This is a genomic window from Roseivirga sp. YIW32 (genome assembly GCF_057219245.1).
In genome coordinates this window covers 291,503-314,681 of the sequence record NZ_JBXVVG010000002.1, presented here as the reverse complement: position 1 = coordinate 314,681, position 23,179 = coordinate 291,503, and the positions used below count along the sequence as shown (strand labels likewise).

27 protein-coding genes and 1 tRNA gene are annotated in these 23,179 nt (G+C 43.7%); 19 read left to right on the top strand and 9 right to left on the bottom strand.

All coding sequences use genetic code 11. The annotated features are described in order from the left end of the window. Positions 1-218: 218 nt before the first annotated feature. The 4 genes from rho (at position 219) to AC2D6U_RS10185 (ending at position 4,672) form a co-directional block, all read left to right on the top strand. Entirely contained in the window at positions 219-1,811 is a 1,593-nt protein-coding gene (gene rho, locus AC2D6U_RS10200; RefSeq protein ID WP_484720879.1) for a transcription termination factor Rho, read from the top strand. Positions 1,812-2,041: 230 nt separating this feature from the next. Continuing rightward, positions 2,042-3,001, top strand: a complete 960-nt coding sequence (locus AC2D6U_RS10195) for a Gfo/Idh/MocA family protein (protein WP_484720878.1) — start codon at positions 2,042-2,044, stop codon at positions 2,999-3,001. A 4-nt stretch (positions 3,002-3,005) separates the two neighbouring features. Then, entirely contained in the window at positions 3,006-3,779 is a 774-nt protein-coding gene (locus AC2D6U_RS10190) for an HAD-IIA family hydrolase (RefSeq protein ID WP_484720877.1), read from the top strand. A 50-nt stretch (positions 3,780-3,829) separates the two neighbouring features. Beyond that, complete coding sequence (locus AC2D6U_RS10185; protein ID WP_484720876.1) at positions 3,830-4,672, top strand: aldose epimerase family protein; 843 nt, start codon at positions 3,830-3,832, stop codon at positions 4,670-4,672. 43 nt (positions 4,673-4,715) lie between these two features. Here the strand turns inward: AC2D6U_RS10185 and AC2D6U_RS10180 are convergent, their stop codons facing one another. Together AC2D6U_RS10180 and AC2D6U_RS10175 are read right to left on the bottom strand one after the other, a co-directional pair. Further along, a complete protein-coding gene (locus AC2D6U_RS10180; RefSeq protein WP_484720875.1) occupies positions 4,716-5,540 on the bottom strand; it encodes a universal stress protein in 825 nt (274 codons plus the stop codon). Positions 5,541-5,687: 147 nt separating this feature from the next. After that, a tRNA-Met gene (locus AC2D6U_RS10175) sits at positions 5,688-5,760 on the bottom strand. Positions 5,761-5,850: 90 nt separating this feature from the next. Here AC2D6U_RS10175 and era point away from each other — a divergent pair. Genes era through AC2D6U_RS10160 form a run of 3 tightly spaced genes read left to right on the top strand, consistent with a single transcriptional unit; the run spans position 5,851 to position 8,669 of the window. Next, entirely contained in the window at positions 5,851-6,738 is an 888-nt protein-coding gene (gene era, locus AC2D6U_RS10170) for a GTPase Era (protein ID WP_484720874.1), read from the top strand. Between the two features lie 27 nt (positions 6,739-6,765). Continuing rightward, positions 6,766-8,073 (top strand): ribosome biogenesis GTPase Der, encoded by a 1,308-nt coding sequence (gene der / locus AC2D6U_RS10165; protein ID WP_484720873.1) that lies wholly within the window; start codon positions 6,766-6,768, stop codon positions 8,071-8,073. After that, entirely contained in the window at positions 8,073-8,669 is a 597-nt protein-coding gene (locus tag AC2D6U_RS10160) for a transcription elongation protein SprT (RefSeq protein ID WP_484720872.1), read from the top strand. The genes der and AC2D6U_RS10160 overlap by 1 nt, the downstream gene beginning before the upstream one ends. Before the next feature lie 161 nt (positions 8,670-8,830). On the opposite strand, the gene AC2D6U_RS10155 is transcribed toward AC2D6U_RS10160, so the two are convergent. From AC2D6U_RS10155 to AC2D6U_RS10140, 4 genes are all read right to left on the bottom strand, one after another. Beyond that, positions 8,831-9,193 carry an endonuclease domain-containing protein gene (locus AC2D6U_RS10155; protein ID WP_484720871.1) on the bottom strand — a complete coding sequence of 121 codons (363 nt, stop codon included), beginning with the start codon at positions 9,191-9,193 and terminating at the stop codon, positions 8,831-8,833. Between the two features lie 303 nt (positions 9,194-9,496). Beyond that, positions 9,497-10,069: a hypothetical protein gene (locus AC2D6U_RS10150; RefSeq protein ID WP_484720870.1), complete on the bottom strand. Its 573-nt coding sequence runs from the start codon at positions 10,067-10,069 to the stop codon at positions 9,497-9,499. After that, positions 10,069-10,875 (bottom strand): N-acetylmuramic acid 6-phosphate etherase, encoded by an 807-nt coding sequence (gene murQ, locus AC2D6U_RS10145; RefSeq protein WP_484720869.1) that lies wholly within the window; start codon positions 10,873-10,875, stop codon positions 10,069-10,071. Before murQ ends, AC2D6U_RS10150 begins: the two co-directional genes overlap by 1 nt. A 4-nt stretch (positions 10,876-10,879) precedes the next feature. After that, positions 10,880-11,716 (bottom strand): N-acetylglucosamine kinase, encoded by an 837-nt coding sequence (locus AC2D6U_RS10140; RefSeq protein WP_484720868.1) that lies wholly within the window; start codon positions 11,714-11,716, stop codon positions 10,880-10,882. A 93-nt stretch (positions 11,717-11,809) separates the two neighbouring features. Between AC2D6U_RS10140 and AC2D6U_RS10135 the strand changes: the two genes are divergently transcribed. The 4 genes from AC2D6U_RS10135 to AC2D6U_RS10120 are packed head-to-tail and all read left to right on the top strand — an operon-like array spanning position 11,810 to position 13,743. Beyond that, entirely contained in the window at positions 11,810-12,385 is a 576-nt protein-coding gene (locus AC2D6U_RS10135; RefSeq protein WP_484720867.1) for a hypothetical protein, read from the top strand. After that, positions 12,369-12,671, top strand: coding sequence for a winged helix-turn-helix domain-containing protein (locus AC2D6U_RS10130; protein ID WP_484720866.1), 303 nt, complete (start codon positions 12,369-12,371; stop codon positions 12,669-12,671). Before AC2D6U_RS10135 ends, AC2D6U_RS10130 begins: the two co-directional genes overlap by 17 nt. A gap of 50 nt (positions 12,672-12,721) precedes the next feature. Beyond that, positions 12,722-13,264, top strand: coding sequence for a hypothetical protein (locus AC2D6U_RS10125; RefSeq protein WP_484720865.1), 543 nt, complete (start codon positions 12,722-12,724; stop codon positions 13,262-13,264). Then, positions 13,261-13,743, top strand: coding sequence for a DUF2306 domain-containing protein (locus AC2D6U_RS10120; protein ID WP_484720864.1), 483 nt, complete (start codon positions 13,261-13,263; stop codon positions 13,741-13,743). The genes AC2D6U_RS10125 and AC2D6U_RS10120 overlap by 4 nt, the downstream gene beginning before the upstream one ends. Here the strand turns inward: AC2D6U_RS10120 and AC2D6U_RS10115 are convergent. Then, complete coding sequence (locus AC2D6U_RS10115; protein ID WP_484720863.1) at positions 13,736-14,179, bottom strand: hypothetical protein; 444 nt, start codon at positions 14,177-14,179, stop codon at positions 13,736-13,738. The two genes, AC2D6U_RS10120 and AC2D6U_RS10115, sit on opposite strands and share 8 nt — an antisense overlap. Before the next feature lie 205 nt (positions 14,180-14,384). Between AC2D6U_RS10115 and AC2D6U_RS10110 the strand changes: the two genes are divergently transcribed. Continuing rightward, the gene (locus AC2D6U_RS10110; protein WP_484720862.1) at positions 14,385-15,620 is read left to right on the top strand and encodes a dipeptidase; all 1,236 of its coding nucleotides are present in this window, start codon (positions 14,385-14,387) and stop codon (positions 15,618-15,620) included. Between the two features lie 39 nt (positions 15,621-15,659). Here AC2D6U_RS10110 and AC2D6U_RS10105 read toward each other — a convergent pair whose 3' ends face one another. Then, positions 15,660-15,911 carry a cytochrome b5 domain-containing protein gene (locus tag AC2D6U_RS10105; RefSeq protein WP_484720861.1) on the bottom strand — a complete coding sequence of 84 codons (252 nt, stop codon included), beginning with the start codon at positions 15,909-15,911 and terminating at the stop codon, positions 15,660-15,662. Continuing rightward, on the bottom strand, positions 15,908-16,618 hold the full coding sequence (locus AC2D6U_RS10100) for an RDD family protein (RefSeq protein ID WP_484720860.1): 711 nt from the start codon (positions 16,616-16,618) through the stop codon (positions 15,908-15,910). The genes AC2D6U_RS10105 and AC2D6U_RS10100 overlap by 4 nt, the downstream gene beginning before the upstream one ends. Before the next feature lie 42 nt (positions 16,619-16,660). Between AC2D6U_RS10100 and AC2D6U_RS10095 the strand changes: the two genes are divergently transcribed. The 7 genes from AC2D6U_RS10095 (at position 16,661) to AC2D6U_RS10065 (ending at position 23,160) form a co-directional block, all read left to right on the top strand. Further along, positions 16,661-17,638, top strand: coding sequence for a stage II sporulation protein M (locus AC2D6U_RS10095; protein WP_484720859.1), 978 nt, complete (start codon positions 16,661-16,663; stop codon positions 17,636-17,638). Beyond that, positions 17,607-18,581, top strand: a complete 975-nt coding sequence (locus AC2D6U_RS10090) for a DUF7847 domain-containing protein (RefSeq protein WP_484720858.1) — start codon at positions 17,607-17,609, stop codon at positions 18,579-18,581. The genes AC2D6U_RS10095 and AC2D6U_RS10090 overlap by 32 nt, the downstream gene beginning before the upstream one ends. Beyond that, positions 18,562-19,263 (top strand): DUF4129 domain-containing protein, encoded by a 702-nt coding sequence (locus AC2D6U_RS10085; protein WP_484720857.1) that lies wholly within the window; start codon positions 18,562-18,564, stop codon positions 19,261-19,263. Before AC2D6U_RS10090 ends, AC2D6U_RS10085 begins: the two co-directional genes overlap by 20 nt. After that, entirely contained in the window at positions 19,256-20,452 is a 1,197-nt protein-coding gene (locus AC2D6U_RS10080) for a DUF4350 domain-containing protein (RefSeq protein ID WP_484720856.1), read from the top strand. Before AC2D6U_RS10085 ends, AC2D6U_RS10080 begins: the two co-directional genes overlap by 8 nt. Then, on the top strand, positions 20,439-21,434 hold the full coding sequence (locus AC2D6U_RS10075; protein WP_484720855.1) for an AAA family ATPase: 996 nt from the start codon (positions 20,439-20,441) through the stop codon (positions 21,432-21,434). The genes AC2D6U_RS10080 and AC2D6U_RS10075 overlap by 14 nt, the downstream gene beginning before the upstream one ends. 74 nt (positions 21,435-21,508) lie before the next feature. After that, positions 21,509-22,765, top strand: coding sequence for a DUF58 domain-containing protein (locus AC2D6U_RS10070; RefSeq protein ID WP_484720854.1), 1,257 nt, complete (start codon positions 21,509-21,511; stop codon positions 22,763-22,765). Beyond that, a complete protein-coding gene (locus tag AC2D6U_RS10065; protein ID WP_484720853.1) occupies positions 22,762-23,160 on the top strand; it encodes a hypothetical protein in 399 nt (132 codons plus the stop codon). The genes AC2D6U_RS10070 and AC2D6U_RS10065 overlap by 4 nt, the downstream gene beginning before the upstream one ends. Positions 23,161-23,179: the final 19 nt, after the last annotated feature.

Genomic DNA, 23,179 nt, shown 5'->3' with positions numbered 1-23,179 from the left:
TGCACAAAGTAAAGGAATTCGGGTAAATAATGTCCGAAACGAGGCGAATAAGGTAAAATTAAGCTCCTTTTGTTGGCTAATTCAAATGTTTGGTCTATCATTGCAGTATCCTAGATGATACAGAAGCATTTCTCACATCATCTTCTATACCTAGAAAATCATTTTTAAAATATTTTTACTCGCCTTCTCCACCGGGAGAACCCTTATTCAATTATCGTATGTATACCATTGACGAATTAAAGATCAGACTTCTGTCTGAGTTGAAGGAAATCGCAGAATCCTTAAATGTAAAGAACTACAAAAAACTCGCGAAACAAGAACTTATTTATGCTATCCTCGATCAACAGGCCATTACACCTGAAGATCAACTGCCTTCAAAGAAAGCAGATGAAAAGACGCCTGGAGAGCCAAAGCAAGAAAAGGTAGAACAAAAAAGAGCGCCTCGACCAAAACGAGAAGATGCTGATTCAGATGACAAGGGTGAAAAACCTGTTCGGAAGAAAAGAGAGAATGTCAAAAAACCTGCTGAGGTCAAGGCGGATGTTCAACCGCAAGAGGAAACCAAGTCAGATGACAATGATAATGGCGCTGAAAAGGCCAATCAGAAACGTGAGCGCGGTGAGCGCAATGAGCGTAGAAATGGTGATCGAGACAGAAAGCAGCAAAAGCAACAATACAACCAAAACATCAAAGATTTTGATGGTTTGATCGAAAACGAAGGTGTTTTAGAGATCATGCAAGACGGTTATGGTTTCTTGAGGTCTTCTGACTACAACTACTTAGCTTCTCCTGACGATATTTATGTGTCCCCTTCTCAGATCAAACTTTTCGGTTTAAAAACAGGCGATACAGTAAAAGGTCAGATCAGACCTCCGAAAGAGGGTGAAAAGTATTTCGCTCTTTTGAGAGTCGAGTCTGTTAACGGAAAGACCACAGAAGAGATCAGAGACAGGGTAGCATTCGAATACCTTACGCCTCTTTTCCCTAATGAGCAGATCAAGTTGACGACCAAGCCAAGCAACATGTCGACTCGAATTCTCGATATGTTCGCTCCAATTGGTAAAGGACAACGAGGAATGATCGTAGCACAGCCAAAAACAGGTAAAACGGTATTATTGAAAGACGTTGCCAATGCCATCGCTGAAAATCACCCCGAGATCTACTTGATCATCTTATTGATCGATGAAAGACCGGAGGAGGTTACCGATATGGCAAGAAGCGTAAAGGCAGAAGTGATCAGTTCAACCTTCGACGAGCAAGCTGACCGACACGTGAAGGTTTCTAATATTGTGCTTGAGAAAGCGAAAAGAATGGTAGAGTGTGGTCATGATGTCGTGATCTTATTGGATTCTATCACAAGACTGGCAAGAGCATACAATACAGTGGTGCCTTCTTCTGGAAAGATCCTTTCCGGTGGTGTTGACGCGAATGCATTACACAAGCCGAAGCGTTTCTTTGGTGCAGCTCGTAATGTAGAAAATGGCGGTTCATTATCGATTATCGCCACTGCATTGATCGAGACTGGCTCAAAAATGGACGAAGTGATCTTTGAAGAATTCAAAGGCACGGGTAACATGGAGTTACAGTTGGATAGAAAGCTATCGAACAAGCGTGTGTATCCTGCTATCGATGTTCCGGCTTCAGGTACAAGACGAGAGGATCTGTTGATGAGCAAAGAAGAGCTTCAACGTGTGTGGATCCTGCGTAAATTCATGAATGACATGAACTCTGTAGAGGCGATGGAATTCTTGTTAGACCGTATGAAAGGTACCCGCAATAACGAAGAGTTTTTGATCTCAATGAACGGTTAAGATCTTCATCAGAATAAAATGCAAAAGCCTGATACACTGTATCGGGCTTTTTTTGTGTACAAAAAAAGCGGCCCAGATCGGTGCCGCTAAGTTTACTCTACTTATTTATCGCATTATATAATTCGGAAAACGAAAAAAAGTTTTCAGAGAAGCTCATCTGGGTGACCTGTTGTGCTAAAAAAGATCACTTTAGACTACTTTGGCAAAAGTTGAATGTCCATCTTTAAACCATGAGATGGGGTTTTTTAGGTTTCGGAAGAATTGCGAGAAAGTTCTTAGAAAGCTTAACAGCTGTAGAAAGTGAGGTGCCCTATGCCTTTGCTTCGCGCTCCAATGCGGAATCACTCGCCTTAGAGTTTCCTGATGTTCAGGTCTATAGCAGCTATGAGGACCTGTTATCTGATGATCAGGTAGAAGTCATTTACATCTCCACAACCCACAATTTTCATTGTGATCAAGTGATCGCATCACTTCGAGCGGGTAAACATGTGCTTTGTGAAAAGCCCATGGGCATTTCATCACAAGAAATTGAACGGATACAAGCAGTTGCTCAGCAAACAGGAAAGTTTGTGATGGAAGCGATGTGGATGCGCTTTTTACCAAGTTATCAGAAGGCCATAGAGGTGGTGAAGTCCGGCGAAATAGGTAAAGTGAAGTACATGACGGCTAGTTTTGGTTTCCGCTCTGAGGAGAAACTGCAAAAAGATGGGCGTTTGCTCAATCCGGACTTGGCTGGTGGCGCTTTGTATGATGTGGGTGTCTATCCGCTGACCATTATGTCAGACCTTTGGGGCTGGGTTCCGCAGACCATCAATGCCGAAGCACAATTATCTGAAACGGGTGTTGATGAAAGTATCCAAATGCAATTGACTTTTCCGGGTGGTGAGATGGCCCAGCTGTTCGGTAGCGTGGCATTGCATACCAACAAAGAAGCCTGTATTTACGGTACAAAAGGCTTTGTGCGTATGCCTTTATTCTGGAAAAACGAAAGGTTTGAGGTGATCAAAGGAGATGAAATTGAGCAGTACAACCATCCTTACCTAAGCACAGGATATGCCCACGAGATCATGGAATTGGTGGAATGTATCAAACGAGGACAAAAAGAAAGTAAACAATTTACCCTAAATGATAGCTTAATGAGTGCAAGATTGGTAGAATCTATTCTTTCTACGATCTTCCCCAAAAAATAGAACTATGCCTAAAGGTTTTTTGATCGATCAAGATGGTGTGATGTACGTGGAGAATCAAATGATTCCTGGTGCCGACAAATTTATTCGTAGGCTCCAAAAAGAAGACATTCCGTTTACCTTCATGACCAATAACAGCCAACGCTCCCCAATTGATGCAGTGCGCAAATTGCAAAAAATGGGCATCAAGGTGTCGCCGGATAATGTCTACACCTCGGCGATGGCCACCGCTCATTTTATGGGGCAACAGTTTCCTAATGGAACAGCTTATGTGTTGGGCGAAGGTGGTTTGATCTCCAGTTTACATGAGCACGGGTTCAGCTTGGTGCAAAGTGATCCTGATTTTGTTGTTGTAGGAGAAGGAATCAATTTTACCTTGGAAATGGTTCGAAAGGCGATCGACTTTATTCTTGAGGGATCGAAATTGATTGCGACGAATCTGGACCCTTCGCCTCGAAAGGCCGGATGGAACAATTTAGGGATTGCCTCTGTAGTCGCAATGATAGAAGCAGCTACGGGGAGAACAGCATTTTCCGTGGGTAAGCCTAGTCCGGTAATGATGCGTCAGGCGAGAAAGCATATTGGGCTCGCTACCGACGAGGCCACGGTCATTGGGGACACCTTGGCTACCGACATTCAAGGCGGTGTACAAGTTGGATACAATACCATATTGACATTATCGGGGATGAGTAAGCGTGAGGATTTGAAGAACTATCCATTCAAGCCTGACATGATCATTGATTCAATAGCTGACCTTGAGCTACCATTACCTTGGTGGTGATAAACACCCACCAATGCAATTATCATCGTGTCTGAACAAAGAAGTTAAGTGTGCAAATAATACGTGAGAACAGCCGGTTGGAGGTAGATCCAAAAAAAGGAGCTGCGATAAAAGAGTTAGTCCTTGATGGAATACCCCTGATTCAACCTCAATCCAATTACCATTACGAATCGTCTTTGCTTTTCCCGTTTCCTAATCGCCTGGCTCAAGGGCGCTATGATTTTGGGGGAAATTCCTATGCATTTCCACAGAACGACTTTGGAAGGCCCAATGCGCTCCATGGGATCATTCATGATATGAATTTCACGGAGGATCTTGTTGAAGAGGATGTAATAAGATTGCAATTGAGCTATCAAGCAGAACTTGCCGCCTTTCCTTTTCCATTTGATTTTCAAATCACCTATCGATTAGCTAATAATGGGCTGAGCATCAGAGTAGACGTACAAAACACCGGAGATTCCAGCTTTCCATTTGGATTTGGTTGGCATCCCTATTTTCAACTAAAGGCTTACGAGCACACAAGTTTGCAATTACCCAATGTGAGCCTGGTGGAGGTTGATGAGGACTTGATCCCTTCAGGTGATCGGTGTCCATTTACGACATTTGAAGAAAAGAAGTCCATTGTGGGGTATCAGATGGATAATTGCCTGGCCTTGGCCACACCAGAAGCTAGGACCAGTACCTTTTTAACCTTATCTCCAGAGAGCACATTGGAAATATGGCAAGATGAGCACTTTGGATTTATTCAGGTATTTACTCCAGACGACCAAAGAACATTGGCAATTGAGCCAATGACCTGTAACATCGACGCGCTCAACAATGGAGATGGCCTTTCGATTCTTCAACCGGGAGAAGCTTGGTCAGCACAATTTGGTGTGAGTATAAAAAAATAAAGCCAACGCTTTCAGCGCTGGCTTCTTCTAACCAAAACATCTGTTATTCATGCAATACCATCAAGGGCATTGGTATGTTCATCATCATTTTCTTCGTGTGACTGGTGTTTTTCAATCTGTCGAAGAAGCTGTGGTGTTTCGCGACCATGGCGAGTAACTCTATGTTCATTTCTTTTGCAAATTCAAGCAAGCCTTCTTCAACGTCATCAAAATTCCTGAAGTGGAACGAGTGATTGGTGTTTTTCAAATAGCGCTCCATTGAACGGGCAATTTTGATTTGATCGTTGATAACGACATTTCCTTTATCAATGTGGATGATGTGAATTTGAGCGTAAAATGCTTTTGCAATATCAATCACCATTTTGATCAACTCTGGTCTTGGAATGCTCAAATAGTCACCGGCCAGGGCGATGTGTTTCATTTTGCTTATGTCCGCATTATCAGGAAGGGCAATAACTGGCAGATCGACGTGCTTCATCACGTGATAGGCATTAGAACCAAGTAATGCGCCGCTCAACCCACTCGCACCATGCGTTCCCATGACGATCAATGCGACGTCATGCTCTTTGATCAGGTCATTGATTGATTCTTGCAGCGAGCCATATTGAATGATCTCTTTATGTGGGATTTTTTCGAGCAAAGGATACTCTTTGATCAATGCAGCCATGTCTTTTTTGCATTGTTCTTCCATTTCTTCAAATCCCATATCAATCCCACCAACGGGCGCACCCTCTGCGAACCCTACAGGTACGACCACAGAGTGGTAAAGCAGGAGTTCCATGTGCATTCTCTCCGCAATGCGAATTGCATTGTGCAAGGCAGATTTCGAACAATTCGAAAAATCTACGGGTACTAAAATCCTTTTCATATTAACCTCCGTTTTTAATAACTGCAATCGTTTTACTTGTTGATAATGAAGGTAAACGGCAGTCCGAAAAAATCAGGTGATGCCCATCAGTAGAAAAGATGATTTGGGTCATAAAAAAAGCCTGAGCGAATGCTCAGGCTTTCTCTGTAGCGGGAGCAGGACTCGAACCTGCGACCTTCGGGTTATGAGCCCGACGAGCTACCAACTGCTCCATCCCGCGATGTCTACACATCCAGACGATTCCGAATGGGCTACAAAAGTAGATGATAAATCAAATCTAAACAAGTACCTTTGCCACTAAATTTAAGAAATGTCTGAAATACCACACAAGGCTGGATACGTCGCCATCGTAGGCAAACCCAATGTCGGTAAATCGACCTTAATGAATGCCCTGGTGGGGGAAAGGCTCTCTATCATCACCTCCAAAGCCCAAACTACTCGACACCGGATTATGGGTATTTTGAGTGGAGAAAATTTCCAAATTATCTATTCCGATACCCCCGGAATTCTCAAGCCGGAATACAAGCTGCACGAGAACATGATGAGCTTTGTGAATAGCTCATACGAAGATGCGGATGTCATCCTTTTTGTCACTGATCTCTATGAAAAATACGCAGATGAAAAGCAGATCGATTTTTTAAAAGAATTTGACATTCCTGTCATCTTGGTCATGAATAAACTAGACCTGGCCAAAGGATCGCAAGCCGACGATAAGATCAGTTATTGGAAAGACCTTATTGATTTCGACGCGGTGATCAAAGTATCAGCGCTGGAAAAGCTGCATACTCAGGAGCTCTTTGACATGATCGTTGAAGCACTGCCTGAACATCCGGCCTATTTCCCAAAAGATGAATTGACCGACAAACCGGAACGCTTCTTCGTTGATGAGATCATTCGAGAAAAGATTTTTTTGAATTATAAAAAAGAGGTGCCTTACAGCACGCAAGTGGTCACCACTTCATTTAAGGAGGATGAAAAGATCATCCGGATCATGGCCGACATTTATGTGGAGCGGAAGAGTCAAAAAGGCATCATTATCGGGCATAAGGGAGAGGCGATCAAAAAAGTAGGCATAGCAGCACGCCAAGATTTAGAGAAGTTCTTTGGTAAACAAGTGCATCTCGAAACCTTTGTCAAGGTGGAACAAGATTGGCGCAAAAAAGAAATGAAATTAAAGGGTTTTGGTTACACCTCGTAACTTAAGGCTCGTAACTCGAAGCTTAACATGGCAAATATTGTAGCAATAGTAGGACGTCCGAATGTGGGTAAATCGACTTTTTTCAACCGAATGGTGGAAAGAAGGCAAGCAATTATGGACAATGAGTCTGGGGTGACACGCGACCGACATTACGGTTATGCCGAATGGATTGGTAAGCATTTTACGGTCATCGATACAGGAGGCTATGTGACCGGTTCTGACGATGTCTTTGAAGGAGCCATTAGAGAGCAGGTGGTCCAGGCCATGGAAGAGGCTTCGGTTATTTTGTTCATGACAGATTGCCACGATGGGTTGACGGCACTAGACAAAGAATTTGCCCGGGTAGTACGTGCCGTGAAAAAGCCCACCTTGGTTGTCGCCAACAAAGCCGATACGGCCGAGTGGTCTTATCAAGCTCCTGAATTTTATGCCCTGGGCGTTGGAGAGGTCTTTCCGATTTCCTCGGCTTCAGGTTCTGGTACCGGAGAACTCCTGGACGAGGTGGTTAAACATTTCGAGGACGAGGGGAAAGGCAATCCGGAAGAAGGGATTCCGCGGATCGCGATTTTGGGCCGACCGAATGCCGGCAAATCGTCTTTTGTAAATGCCTTGCTTGGTAAAGAAAGAGCCATTGTAACCGATGTGGCCGGTACAACGCGCGATACCATCAATTCCCATTACAAGCTGTTCGGAAAGGATTTTATTCTAACAGATACGGCAGGCATACGGAAAAAGTCGAAAGTACACGAAGACATTGAGTTCTACTCAGTGATGCGTGCGTTGCAAGCCTTGCAAGATTCAGATGTCTGCGTGGTGATGATCGATTCGACAAGAGGATTGGAGTCGCAGGACATGAACATCATCAGTCTGGCCTTAAAGTACAAAAAGGGGGTCATGCTCATGCTGAATAAATGGGATCTTATCGAAAAAGAAACCAACACAATGCAAAAGTTCAAAACAGACTTAGATGAAAAACTGGGAACCTTGAATTGGATTCCTAAGATTTTCACTTCTGTTACGGATAAGAAGCGGATCTATCAGGCCATAGAACTAGCGGTAAAGGTGTATGAAAACAGGATCCGGAAAGTGACGACTTCTGCGTTGAATGATGCGATCTTGCCAGAGATCGAACGCTATCCGCCTCCTGCGTTGAAAGGGAAATACATCAAGATCAAGTACATCACGCAGCTACCTGTTCACACACCGACCATTGCGTTCTTCTGTAATTTGCCGCAATATATCAAAGAACCGTATGAGCGATTTTTGGAGAATAAAATCAGGGAGCGGTTCGAATTCGATGGTGTACCGATCAAGCTCGTATTTAGAAAGAAATAGTGAATCCTTTTCGTGATCTTTTAGAGGACAAAGTACCGCAGGCCTCAATCGACTATTGTGTTGCTTTGTGGGAAGAAGCACCTTTCCGCTTCAAGTTGTCCAAAGCACGAAGCTCAAAACTAGGTGATTACCGCTATGACCCAAGGACAAAGTCACATCAAGTAACGGTTAATGAGAACCTAAATCCCTATCAGTTTTTGATCACCTATATCCATGAGGTGGCTCATCGTCGGGTGCATCAGACAAATCGACGGTTAAAGGCTCATGGAGTTCACTGGAAGAATGAATTCAAAAGATTGCTCCTGCCTGTGTTGAATGATGGGGTCTTTCCCGATGAGGTATTGAGGCCTCTGGCCAAACATATGAAGAATCCGAAGGCGAGTACAGCATCAGATCCAGTGCTTTTTGCTGCCTTGGCGAATTGTAATGCGAAGGTAGGGCAACGTTTGGTAGACCTAGATGCTGGTGTAGAGTTTAAGTTGAGGAATCGGAGGTTTCGGCTCTTAGAAAAAAAGAGGACCCGGGCACTATGCTTGGATCTCGATAATAACCGAAGGTATTTCATTTCGATGATAGCGGAGATCAAAGCGCCGTAAGTCTTGTGCTTAGCGTATTGGGTTGCGAGTCGTCATAGGTAATTTTGTTATTCACAAAAGTACAACCTACCCCAGCCCCTCCTTTTTTAAAGAGGGGAGTTGATGTTCGACGATTAATGTGTGTTGCAATGCAAGACTAATTCCCCTCCTAACAGGAAGGGTTAGGGGTGGTGCAAAGCATTTCTAATTTTTTCTAAGATTGCATCCGTGGCGTTAAAGACTTCATCATTTTCAATTCGTAATACTCTAATTCCGTGCTCAGCTAGTTTTTGGTCTCTAATTTCATCCTTGATGAGTCCATGAGCCGTAAAATGAAGATCTCCGTCCAATTCGATCGCTAGTTTTTCAGATGGACAGTAAAAGTCCAGAATGTAGTTATCCACGCTGTGTTGTCTTCTAAATTTTCTGCCGTTAAGTTTTTTATTTGAGAGTAGTGTCCAGAGCACAGCTTCTGCCGATGTACCGTTGTTTCTCAAGAATTGCCTTCTCTTTTTGAGGTGTTTTTTATTGTGTGCTTTTGTCATATTTCTAAAATAGTTAAAAAGTACAACCACCCCCGGCCCCTCCTTGTCTAAGGAGGGGAGTTAATATTTCATCAAATTTGTTTTTCGGGTGTAAGACTAATTCCCCTCCTAGCAGGAGGGGTTAGGGGTGGTAGAATGCGCTTCTAATCACTCTTATCTATGACAGCGGCTATACTTGGATTTCGTGGTAAGATGGCTTTTGATTCCTGATTCTTCATAAAGATACAACCACCCCCAAGCCTCTCCTTTTTTAAGGAGGGGAGTTGAGGGTTATTTACCTTTTGACTGTGAGTCAGGAAGTCATCAAAAGAGATCAATTCTACGGTTGATGATCTCGTGTATTCGAGCACATAAAACTTGCGGAGTAAGGGTACGCCAGTTAATCACATCCAAGTCACCACCCGAATTGATGTAACTGTCGATGTTATACTGTTGCATCTCCTCCAAAATAAAGTCCCTGAAGTTAATGGCTGTAATCCAGCCGTCCTCAAGGTCTTCGAACCATTCTTCGTAATAGGAGTCATCGGAGCCATGAAAATTGAGGATGTTCTCCCCGATCAATACGTATTTATTGATTCCTAGTGGGGTGAAATGGTCCACGATGTTTCGCTTGAAATGCATGATGTCGTTGTTGATGGCATCATTCCATTCACCAATGAACTCAATGATAAGGTAGCCTTGCGCGTAATCTGCCCAGAGAATTTTGATGTATAGTGTTTCGGAACCCATAAAGTCCCAATGTGGGTCGATGTAGTACCCGTAGATATTTTCCGAGTAAAGGTCGAAGTTATACTCTTTACCGTCGTAAGGTGAAGAGGGATCTTCAGCCACGTTGTAGAGGTTTAGCCAGCGATAAAAAGGCTCAATGGTGTGCATCAGGAGTTCTTGATGGCTTCGATCACGGCACGCACAGAACCATGTTTTTTCAGCAGTGATGCTGCTGTTGGGTAGTCAATTTGGAGCATTTCCATCACCATCTTAGTTCCTCTATCCACCAACTTGTTATTGGATAGCTGCATATCGACCATTCGATTACCTTTTACTCGGCCCAATCGGATCATCACAGATGTGGAGATCATATTGAGCACCAGCTTTTGTGCTGTGCCCGCTTTCATTCGGGTACTACCGGTGACAAATTCAGGACCAACGATCGGTTCGATAGGAAAATCAGCTTCCCAAGCCAAAGCCGAATCAGGATTACAAGTGATGCATCCAGTCAGGATACCATGTTCTTTGCACTTTTTGATTCCACCGATCACATAAGGAGTTCTACCTGAAGCTGCGATCCCGATGACTGTGTCTTTGTGATTGACCAAGAATTCGTCAAGATCTTTCCAGGCTTGCTCTTCATCATCTTCTGCATACTCTACAGCTTTTCGAATCGCGCCATCTCCTCCTGCAATTAAGCCAACCACCATTCCATGTTCTACTCCATAGGTAGGAGGGCATTCTGAAGCGTCGAGTATGCCCAATCGGCCACTCGTACCTGCACCAATGTAAAAGATGCGACCACCTTGTTTCATGCGCGGGACAATCTCCTTGACCAAAGCGGCTATCTGAGGGATGACGCGTTCTACTGCTTGGGCAACAGTTTGATCTTCTTTGTTGATGTTGACCAATAACTCTTGGATAGTCATCTTTTCAAGATGGTCATGGTTTGAGGAGGATTCGGTAACGCTCATGTTTTTATTGATGAAATAAAGTGAGTCCAGAAATGGGGTGCTCTGAAATATGCTTGACAAAAATGCTTTTTTCTTGAGCGACCGCCCTTAGAATCGTGCCAAAATGATACGCAATACTCCCTGTAAAGTGTACGGGAAGTATGTCATAGCCCTCATACTTCATCACATTTTTTGTGAGGAAGATATCAAAACCTGTCGCGACCAGCTGGTACATGTAAGGATCTTGGATGTGCTCGCCAATGAATTTGGCAAAAGTAGAAAGAAAACGTCCTGGCATGGGTTCTTGATAAACATGGGTTAGAAAGGCATCCTTTGTCAGGCTAAAGGTCTCTTTGAATATGACTCGCAGGTGCTTGGGCATTTCTTTTCTGTAATAAGCCGTGACCAATGTCTTTCCCAGATATGTACCACCGCCTTCGTCGGCAATGGCCCAGCCTAAAGAAGGGACATTTGCCGTGATCTTGTCACCATCATAGAGGCAAGAGTTAGTTCCTGTACCAATGATGCAAGCAATACCCGCTTCTGCTCCACAAAGTGAACGCGCCGCAGCAAGAAGGTCATGGTTGACGGCGACTGTTGCATGTGGATAATAGTTTTGAAGAAGACGTGCGATTTTATCTCGATTGGTTCCGGAAGAGCAGCCTGTCCCATAGAAATAGATCTTGTCCATCGATTCAGGCATCTGACCATAGAGCGCTTGAATGACTTCCTCCATTTCGTGAAGACTTTGATAGTAAGGGTTTATTCCTGCCGTTCTTGCTTGGGCGATGCTGCCATCAGGTTTGATTAGGCGCCAGTCCGTTTTGGTAAATCCGCTATCTGCGATCAGAATTCTTGACATCGAGTCAAAAATAGTGAAACCTAATGGAAAATTTTTCGTGAGTACGATAAGGTTTATAAAATAAACTACTTTATAATTGCATAAACAATTGGTATGAAAGAGAAAGAGTTGACACCAGAAGAAAGCCTTGCACTGATCAATAACATGATTGGAAAAGCGAGGCAGCGATATACAGATAATAGTTTTTTTTATCTGTTATGGGGTTGGTTAGTCATTTTGGCTAGTGCGCTTCATTACTTTTTGGCAACCCAACAGCTTGTTGATGAACCTTCGATGGCCTGGTTGCTCATGTTTGTAGGGGTAATTGTTTCGCCTATTTACGGCAGCCGCCGTGAGAAAAAGGCGACAGTGACTCACTATACAGACAAACTATATGCTTGGCTCTGGTTGAGTTTGGGTATCGCTATGATCATTGTCATTATTAATGGGCCGTACTTGAATTTTCAGATTGCGCCTTTGATTCTCATGATCGCTGGAGTAGGTACGTTTGTCTCCGGTGCAATGATGCGCTTTAAAGTCTTGCAATTTGGAGCGATTTGTCTGTGGGCAATGGCTATCTTCGCCTTTCATTTGAATGAAATTGATCAAATGGCGGCTATGGCAGTTGGTATTGCCTTAGGATATCTGGTACCAGGTTATGTCATGAAGTTCAATGCTAAAAAAAGATAAAGTGTTTAAATCGCTTGACCCATTATTACATTCACAACTGAGGTTGGCCATTATGTCATTGCTGATCAGTGTAGAACGTGCAGACTTTGTCTACATCAAAGAGCAAACAGGAGCCACGGCCGGCAACCTGAGCGTGCAGATCGATAAGCTTTCAACTGCGGGATACTTATCCGTAACGAAAGGATTTGAAGGAAAAAAGCCCAAAACTACCTGTAAGATCACGCCAGAAGGAATTGAAGCTTTTGAGGCCTATGTGAAGAATATTCAACAATACTTAAAACCCTAAAAAAATTTAAAAATAAGGTTTATAAAATAAACTAGTTTAAAATAAAAGTTATGGAACGAATCACGAATAGGACGAAAGATGTATTGCTGGTATGGCTGTTTTTATTCTTTGGCCTATTGATCAGCAAAAATGCAATGTCCCAAACCCAACGCGTAAACAAGAAAGGATTGGAAGGTTTATCCGAATGGGTGGGCACTTGGGAAGGCGAAGGATGGTCGATGGATGAACAAATGAAAAAGCAGTCATTCAATTTGATAGAAAAGGTGGAGCACAAATTGGATGGACTGGCCATTGCCATAGAAGCAAAAGGTGCCGATCCACAAGGAACGATCAGTCACGAGACATTTTCCTTGATCGTGTATGATATTGACAGCAAAATCTATAGGATTCAGTCGCTCAGTCAAGACGGTTATGTTATGCGATCTGAAGGTCAGCTCGAGGACGGCCGTTTGACATGGCAAGTCGACGTCCCGCACGGTATTCTGCGCTATTCTATTGAGCTAAAAGAAGACGAATGGATTGAAAAAGGAACGTACAGTGCGGATGGTGATACCTGGTGGCCTTTCATGGAAATTAAACTCAAAAGTAAATGATGGATTGGTTGGCTGAAATGCACTTGATTAACTCTTTTTTGGGGCTTGCACACACGCTGCTTGCTATTGCGGCCATGCTGTTTGGTACTATTGTCCTCATCAAACCAAAAGGAACATCACTCCATGTGAAGATCGGCTACGCCTATTTTTGGAGCATGCTTTTCATGAATTTGACTGCCTTGGGCATTTACAATTTTGGTAGTGTCTCGTTATTCCACGGTTTCGTCATCATCAGTCTTTTGACCTTAGGTTTAGGCCTCTATCCCGCAATAAAGAGAACCCGCAATTGGTATTATCAGCACTACTACTTTATGAGCTGGTCAGTTGTGGGCTTGTATTGCGCTTTCTGGGCAGAGGTAGGGACTAGAGTACTCGATATGCAATATTTCTGGTGGATCGTTATGGGAGCAACCTGTTTGACCACTACAATTGGTGGGGTTATTATTCAGAAAAAGGCCAAAAACCTAAAGACTACTTAAAGGACGGACCCTTAGAAAGTGACGCACTCAACACCTGAGCAGACTCCTCCATTTTTGTTAGACGGTAAACAGTTTCACCCAGCATGCCCAAAGGAAGGAAGTCAGTCACTGTTTCGGCAGTTATCGACACCCTCATTTGATCGTTCCTGTCGACCTGGGCAAGTAAATGATAAATGTCGCCTTTGGCGTTTTTGAACTTCATGATCGCTTGGTTACCCCTTTTCTTATAATCTAAAGGAGTGACCGTTCTCCCCATAATTTTCACGCCTAACTGGGTTGGGGTTTCATTGACCAAGAGCACGAACTGAAGGTCTTCATTATAATTTCCAACCCAGACTCCATCTAAGTCAACGACTCCTGTTATTTGTTGCATCCCTTTGTTTGTACCTGCACAACCCATTACCAATATGAGCATTAGACTAGCGATTTTTTTCATGATTTCGAGCGTTATCTGAGGAGCAAGATGTTTATTAAAACAGGCTTGACTTTTGTTTTTTCGATAACAAACGGAATGCTTCGATGAACGAGCGTTTTTGTTCGATAAGTGGAATTTTACCCTTTTCGCTTTCCAAAGGAAAGAGGATAGTGTATTTCAACTTTGCTTTGCACTTTATACCTTAGGCGAAGAATTAACGAAAGACATGAAAAAAATACTCACTTTCCTTTTAGGAGCCGCTGCCGTATTTGGATGTACCACAGGTAATGAAGAACTCAGCGATGCAGAGATGATGGATAAGGCTCAACGGTTGGCAGAGGAAAACATTATTGTCGATGGTCATGTGGATTTGCCCTACCGAATGGAAAGGGGTGGCTTTATGATGCAGCGCAAAGTGTTGAATGTATCCATTGATGCAGCAGATGGTAATTTTGATTATCCCCGCGCTAAGCAGGGAGGACTAGACGCTCCTTTCATGTCCATCTATATTCCTGCGCAATACCAGTACATAGAAGGCTATGCTAAAAAATTTGCGGATTCGCTGATTACCATGACCAAGCAATTGGCGGCAACCTATCCGGATCAGTTTGCCATGGCCTACTCCCCGGCGGATGTGAAGGCGAACTTTGCGGCTGGTAAGATCTCCTTGCCGATGGGAATGGAAAATGGCGCACCGGTCGAAGGCGATATTTCGCTTGTAGAAGAATATCAAAAGAAGGGCATTCGCTACATCACCTTAACACACGGCAAGGACAATGAAATTTGCGACTCTTCTTACGATACCACAAGAACTCACGGTGGACTAAGCGCTTATGGAAGGGAGGTTGTAAATGAGATGAATAGGGTAGGCATCATGGTGGATGTGTCGCATATCTCTGATGACACCTTTTGGCAAGTGATGGAGATGACAGACGTACCTGTAATTGCATCACATTCCTCAGCCAGAAAGTTCACGCCTGGCTTTGAACGAAACATGGGTGACGACATGATCAAACGGTTGGCAGAAGAAAATGGTGTTATCATGATCAACTTTGGTTCAAGCTTTTTGGATAGAGAGTATCGAGCGAAACGCGCTGCTTACGATGAGCATGTCATCAATTGGCTCGCCGACAATGAGCTGGCGAGAGATGACCCAAAAGCAATTGAGTACCTCGAAAGCTACACTGAACTCAACGATCCTTGGGCCACGGTTAGTGATGTGGCCGATCATATCGATCACATCGTTCAGCTGACAGGAAGTACTGATTACGTCGGTTTTGGCTCTGATTATGATGGTGTGGGAGATTCACTTCCTACCGGCATGAAGGATGTGTCTACCTATCCGAATTTGATCTATGAGTTGCTGAAAAGGGGGTATTCTGACGAAGACATTGCAAAGATGTGCTACAAAAATGTCTTCAGGGTGTGGCAAGCAGTAGAAGATGCTGCAGAGCGCAGCTAGCTGTGAGCTGTTAGAGTATTAGTTGATCAGCATCTAGTCCTAGTTACTATTTTGAGATTCACTATCTGATAGTAATCCAACTATCTCAAACTTTTTGAAAACCTGTTCTGTATGAGGCGCATCAGGCAATTCATCCGTCAGGTCTTGTCCGGCCCAATGTTCATAGTGTTTGCCGTTTCGCCAGAGTCTTGAATGGGTAACATCATAGATCTTGCCTTGAAAGGCTACCCAGATTTCCTCGCGATCCTGTCCATTTCTAAGCGCTAATTGTGCTTTGCTGAAGGTTTTCATTGGCTGACGTAATAGGCATGATCTCGCATGAGCGTGTAGAGCAGCTTGACAGGTGGCATTTCGCTTTTGATGTTATACTTATCCTTAATTTTGGTACTTAGGGTGTCAATCGGAGCAGAAAGTGCATCGTCACGGTAAGCGGCTAAACTGGCTTTGATCAGTCGAATTTCATGATCTGTCAAAGAAGCAGCGTCAACAAATGTGGGTTCATACCCTTCCTCTACTTTTTCCATGATCACCTTGTTTTGCATATTCACTGAACTGACCCTCTTCACTTTGATCACGGTTGTTCCTGCCAACAGGTCACCTACTCGTTGACCATTTCGTGTTAAGATAATGGTGAGAACAGCCAAACCCACAATGCCAAAATCTATGGGCTCAAGCAGCCAGCGCAGAAAATAAGCGGCAATGGAGGGATTGCTGCCATCGAGCTTTACCACTTTAATGTTGAGCGCAATTTTACCGACCGTTTGGCCATTGAATAGAAGTTCCATCACAAATCGATAGAGGTAGGCAACAATCCCGATGATCAAAGCGATAGATAGGGTAAAATCTAAACCCGTAGCATTTAGTAAGGCAGAAACAAAAAGGTAAAAACTACCAACGATCACCAGGTCAATGGCAAAAGCCAATAAACGTTCGCCTACGCCCGCTAATGGATATTCTAATTGGACGTTCTGAGTAGTTTGGATATTTACTGCTTGCATATGCCACTGGATTCAATAAAATTGTTGAGATAAGGAGATCAAATGAGAGAATCCGCTTTCGTCAAAGCAAATATAAGTAAATGGGAAAAGTTCGAAAGCCTGATCACGGGGAAGGAACAAAAGGATCCTGATGAATTGGCTGATCTCTTTATTCAGCTGACCGATGACTTGGCTTATGCCAGAACAAATTATCCGAAAGCCGATGTCACCTCTTATTTGAATAACCTTTCCACAAAGGTCCACTTGTACATTTACCGGAATAAAAAAGAGCAAAGGAATCGTTTTGCAAATTTCTGGAAACTTGAACTGCCTGAAATCTTTTGGAATCATCGAAAGGAATTTGGCTATTCGCTGCTTGTCTTTTTGCTATCATCGGTTATTGGTGCTTTCTCTGCCAGTCAAGATCAAAATTTTGTTCGGCTCATTTTAGGAGATGAGTATGTCAACATGACGCTAAGGAATATTGAGCTCGGAGAGCCTTTGGGTGTTTATGCCAAAATGGATCAATTCCCGATGTTTCTTTACATCACATTTAACAACATTAGGGTCTCATTCATGGCTTTTGCCGCCGGCATCCTTTCGTCTTTGTTCACTGGCTTTTTACTTTTTAGAAATGGCGTTATGTTAGGTTCATTTCAATATTTCTTCTTTCAAAAAGGACTTTTGCTCACCTCATTATTGACCATTTGGTTGCATGGCACCATTGAGATCATCTCCATCGTAATGGCAGGAGGAGCTGGAATCATTTTAGGTAATTCCTGGGTTTTCCCCGGAACCTACAGTCGGTTAGAAAGCCTGAAGAAAGGAGCCTTAACGGGCGCCAAGGTTGTTTTGGGGCTTATTCCACTTTTCATCACCGCTGGTTTCATCGAGTCCTATGTGACAAGGCTGTTCGACATGCCCAACTTCTTAAAGGCATTGATTATCTTGCTTTCGCTCGCCTTTATGGTCTGGTATATCATTCTTTACCCAAGAAAATTATTCAAACATGAATTACACACCACAACAAACGTTTTATAAGAAGAGGCCATTTGGTGACAAGCTGAATGCCACCTTTGTTTTCATACGAGAGAATGCCAGGCCTTTTTTGAAGGTTCAGCTCCTTATTGCGGGGCCAATTCTTTTGTTAATGACCATTTTGATCAATCAATTCTCATTTGACGTCGTGAATTTGGGTTTTTCCCCGGACGACCTATCGGCTAGTGATTTGTTAAGCATGTTCAAATTGTATGGCTTGTTGATTGTCAGTGGGATCATCACGAGTGCCATCATGCCGGCAATCACATTTTCTTACATGTCCCAGTACCAATCAACATCTCCGGAAATGATCAGGAACTCGGACATCACAAGCGGTCTGGGATCTAGGCTTTTCAACCTCATCGGGTACAACCTGCTGACCACACTCATTCTTGGGGCTGTTGCGTTCATTCTTGCTTTTGCTATTGGCTTTTCCGCTTCGGCTTCTGCCTTTTTGGTTGTGCTCTTTGGCTTTGCACTTTTGCTTAGTGTGATTTATATCGCGGTTACGTTGAGTTTGGGGCCGGCAATCATCGTATTCGAGAAGAATAATCCAATTGATGCCATCGGCCGATCGTTTCGACTCATTCAAGGCAAGTGGTGGAGTACCTTTGGTTTGATCATTGTTGTTGGTATTCTCGCAACCATCATCAATCAACTCTTTGGCTTGCCTCGAGCCGTTTTCTTTGGGATCAAAGCCTTTAGTTCCTTTGAAGAAGGTGGTGATTTGAGCAATATGATACAAATGAGTAGCGGTGATCAAGCGTTAAATATTCTGTTCTCTGTTTTTGAAACGTTTGGTTCGATCGTGACCAATTCGCTCATTTTTATTGCCATTGCTTTTCAGTATTTCAACTTGGTAGAGCGGAAAGAATCTCGAGGTCTTATGACTCAGATTGAGCAATTGGATGATGAATCAAAGGAAGATGGTGACGAGGTGTATTAAACTGTTGATCTTTTTTTCTTTTCTCTTCATTTGCTGCTTTGGGGCCATCGCTCAAGAGCAACGAAAAGGCTTTGATCGTTCCCAGGTGCAAGAACTACAGGGAGATGCGGCCTATCAATATGAACTGGTCAAGCCTGAACCTGAGGGTTTTTTTGAACGATTATGGAGCCGTTTTTTAGGGTGGGTTCAAGGCCTTTTCAGCAGCAAAGGAACCCAAAGTGCACTTGATATATTTTTCAAACTCCTTTTTGCTGTTGCCTTTGTTTATTTTTTAGTCAAAGCCCTTGGTGCCGACGTTTCAGGGTTGTTCCAATCTACTAAAAAGGAACTATCACTTGACTATGATGTAGATGAAGAAGCCATACATGAGATCAACTTTGAAAAAGAGATCGATCAAGCCTTGGCTGCTCAGAATTATCGATTGGTGGTCAGACTTTATTATTTGCATGCGCTTAAGCAAGCATCGGAGGCCCAATGGGTCAGTTTGATGCAGGGCAAAACCAATTACGAATACCTTTATGAACTGAAAGGCCGACCAATTGAGGCTGAGTTCAAGCGGTTGAGCTATTTGTTTGATTATACCTGGTATGGTCATTTTGATGCGACTGAAGAGTTGGTCAACAAATCAAAAGACTTGTTCCATCTGATCTTAGCCAAAAGAAAAGGAGGTCAGAATGGGTGATCGAAAGTTTATCATCGCACTCGTGGTGCTTTTGGTGATCTATGTGGTGTATGAAATGAACAAGCCGCAGCCTGAAGATTGGACAGTAACCTTCGCCCATACGTCGACAGAACCTTTCGGGGCTAAGGCATTGGATGAATTGATGAGCCCCCTATTCGAAAAGGGCATTAGTCATCAATTCAAGAGTTTTTATGAGCTAATAGAAGAGGACAGCATAACGGAGAACACCTTGGTGGTTGCGAATGTGATTGCCTTAGGAAGGGAGGATACTGACTTACTCTTGGAACAAGTCGCTTCCGGGCAGACCATTTTTCTCTCAGCCTTTGGTTTTGGAGGAGCCCTCGCAGATACCTTTCAACTCAAGGCGGAGTTTAAAGAGTTTTTAGGGGTTATGCCTGCTGAGGAAATTGAAAAAGCGCTCAGCGGTGAGGCTGTGAGACGCATTACATATAATATTGATGGCAAAGAGGGCATTGTGCAATACCCTGTTATTGGTGCGACCAATGCCTTTGAGCCAGTTGAGGTCGATAGCTTGGAGGTGCTTGCAGTGAATGAAGAAGATCGACCGGTGCTCCTGCGCTATAAAAACCACGGGCAGCTTATTTTTAGCACCACTCCGCTCTCTTTTACTAATTATTTCACCCTATTAGATGAAACCACAGCCTTTACAGAAGCCCAGCTGTTACTAATCCCACAAGACAAACCACTGATTAGAAATCAATACTATCATTTGGGTCGATTGGAATCGAGCAGCCCTCTTCGCGTACTATTAGGTAACAGCTCTTTGCGTTGGGCGACCTTCCTTTTGCTGTTTACGATCGTATTGTTTTTTATTTTTCAATCCAAAAGAGAACAGCGGATCATCCCTGTCATCCGCCCATTGAGTAACCTGACCTTAGAATTTGTCCGCACCTTGGGCAGGTTGTATTACCGGCAACGCAACCATGGTAACCTTTGTCAAAAGCGTGTCTTGTACTGGAAAGAATTTATTCGAAGTCATTATAATTTGAGTACCCAGCTGCTGAACGAAGACTTTATTGATGAGCTATCACATAAGTCGGGAAGAGACGAAAGCCTGATAGAAGAGTTGGTGACACAAGTTAAGTACATGGAAAGTGGGCAACAGTTTGCAGATGAACAGTTACTGCTTTTTGAACAGAAACTAAATGAATTTTATGGAATCAAATGAAAAAGAGCTGAGCAACCAAGAGTTCGAAAATAGGCTCGACCTGAGCCAGCTGAAAAGTGGCGTAGAAAAAATAAAAGCAGAGATCGGCAAGGTGATCGTTGGCCAAGAACAAATGGTAGATCTCATCATAACAGCCATTCTTGCTGATGGCCATATCTTGCTTGAAGGTGTGCCTGGGGTGGCAAAAACACTCCTCGCTAAATTGGTGTCGAGGTGCTTGAGTGTCCCCTTTTCGCGTCTGCAATTCACCCCAGACCTGATGCCTTCCGATGTGTTGGGAACAAGTGTCTTTAACTTGAAGACCTCAGAGTTTGAGTTTAAAAAAGGCCCTATATTTTCGAATATCATCCTCATTGATGAGATCAATCGAGCACCGGCCAAAACCCAGGCTGCTTTGTTTGAGGTGATGGAGGAGCGGCAGGTAACCATCGATGGTCAGCAGTTTGATATGGAGGCACCCTATATTGTATTGGCCACTCAAAACCCTATTGAGCAAGAGGGAACCTATCGTTTGCCAGAGGCGCAACTCGATCGTTTTCTATTCAAGATTGAGATCGATTATCCCAACTTAGCGAATGAGATAGAGATTTTGACTCGAGAGTCGGCGAGGTGGGGAGCTTCGGTGGACGAAGTTTCGGCCGTGCTCAATGCAGGCGATGTGCAGGCCTTTCGATCGACAGTGAAGCAGATCTTGGTGGACGATAAGTTGTTGCAATACATTGCCCAGATCGTTCATTTGACCAGACAGAATAAAGACATTTACTTAGGCGCATCACCCCGTGCATCCATTGCATTATTGCATGGTTCTCGGGCATTTGCGGCAATTCAAGGAAGAGATTTCGTCACCCCGGATGACATCAAGTTCATCGCCCCTTCCGTATTGAAGCATCGCATCATGTTGACACCTGAAAAAGAGATGGAAGGAGCGACGCCGCATGAGGTGATCGATCAGTTGGTCGCAAAAACGGAAGTGCCACGTTGAGGAGGTTTTTCCAATCATATTTTTTAACTGAGCGCTGTTATGCGACTCTTGGTGTGCTGATAGGGCTTTTTCTATTGTCCTATGGGCTGCCATGGCTTTTTTATCCGGCAGAGTTGGTTACTTACCTTTTTGTTGTCGCCTTAATTGGGGATTCCATCATTATGTACGCGACCCGTAAATCGATCAGTGCGGAGCGTTCAATGGCTGATAAATTTTCTAATGGAGATGAAAACCCTGTTCAGCTTTTGGTGGAGAGCCGATATGCTTTTCGGGTTTGGGCAAAGATCATTGACGAGATGCCTGCTCAATTTCAACTGAGAGACCAATCTTTTGAAGTCAGCTTGCTGCCTTTTACACCAGTAAGCTTGAATTATACGTTACGCCCTGTTAAGCGCGGCGCTTACGATTTCGGTTTGATCAATATCATGGTGAGGACCAAACTCGGGTTGGTTCAAAGGCGATACCGAGAAGGAACTCAGCAGGAAGTCGCTGTTTATCCTTCCTATGTACAAATGCGTAAATACGAGCTGTTGGCAATCTCCAATCAACTCAAAGAATTTGGTGTGAAGAAGATCCGGCGCATTGGCAACAACATGGAGTTCGAACAGATCAAGAACTATGTAAGTGGAGATGATTATCGCAAAGTCAACTGGAAAGCGACAGCACGCAAGAATCAGTTAATGGTCAATCAGTACCAGGAGGAGAGGTCTCAACATGTCTATAGCGCGGTTGATAAAGGACGTATGATGCAACAGCCATTTGAGGGCCTCAGTTTATTGGACTATGCCATTAATGCTTCATTGGCCATAAGCAACATCGCACTCAAAAAAGGCGATAAGGCAGGGGTGGTCACCTTTCAGCAAAAAGTGAATTCCTTTTTGCCTTCTTCTTCCAGAAACATCCAGCTCAACTTGATCTTGGAGCATCTGTACAAACAAAAGACAGCATACAAGGAAACTGACTTTGGCAGGCTTTACGCCACGCTTCGGCGAAAAGTAAATCAACGATCATTGGTGTTGTTGTATACAAATTTTGAGTCCTTATCTTCCATGCAGCGGCAATTGGCTTCGTTACAAAAGATCGCTAAGCAGCACTTGCTGGTATGCATTTTCTTCGAAAATACGGAGGTGGATGAGCTGATTCATTCGGCAGCTCATGACCTAGAGCAAGTCTATACCAAAGGCATAGCAGAGCAATTGGTGTACGAAAAGAAACTAATTGTCAAAGAGCTAAAAGCACATGGTATTCAAACCGTGTTGACCAAGCCGCAAGACCTTACGGTCAATACGATCAACAAATACTTGGAGCTTAAATCGAGGGGCTTGATATGAGAAAAAGAACTCTCGGAGGACTCATCGTTGTTCTGTTGATCGCGCTGATGCTTTGGTCTCCGCTCAAGGAACCCGGTTTGAATGATCTACAGGTTCGATTTACGGAAATGCACGCTGTTCGCAATGAAAACAACACAGGGCCTGTAAGGAGGAGGTACTTGGTCACTGTCGATGACACCCTTTGGTCGGAGCTAAAACGTTACGGGGATTTGATGCCCTATACAAAGCTTGGTAACACAGAGGTGTATTTTTTTCATCAGGGAGCTGACCTTCCTTCATCTCTTTTATTAACAGATCCTCCTTTTGAACCAGCCTATGCGGATGGCATGGTTGCTCGTTACGAAAAGAATGCGATGGGCCAAGTGAGTCTGTTGAAGGAGTCGGCTGTGAAGTAGGGTACGGTGCCAGAAAAGG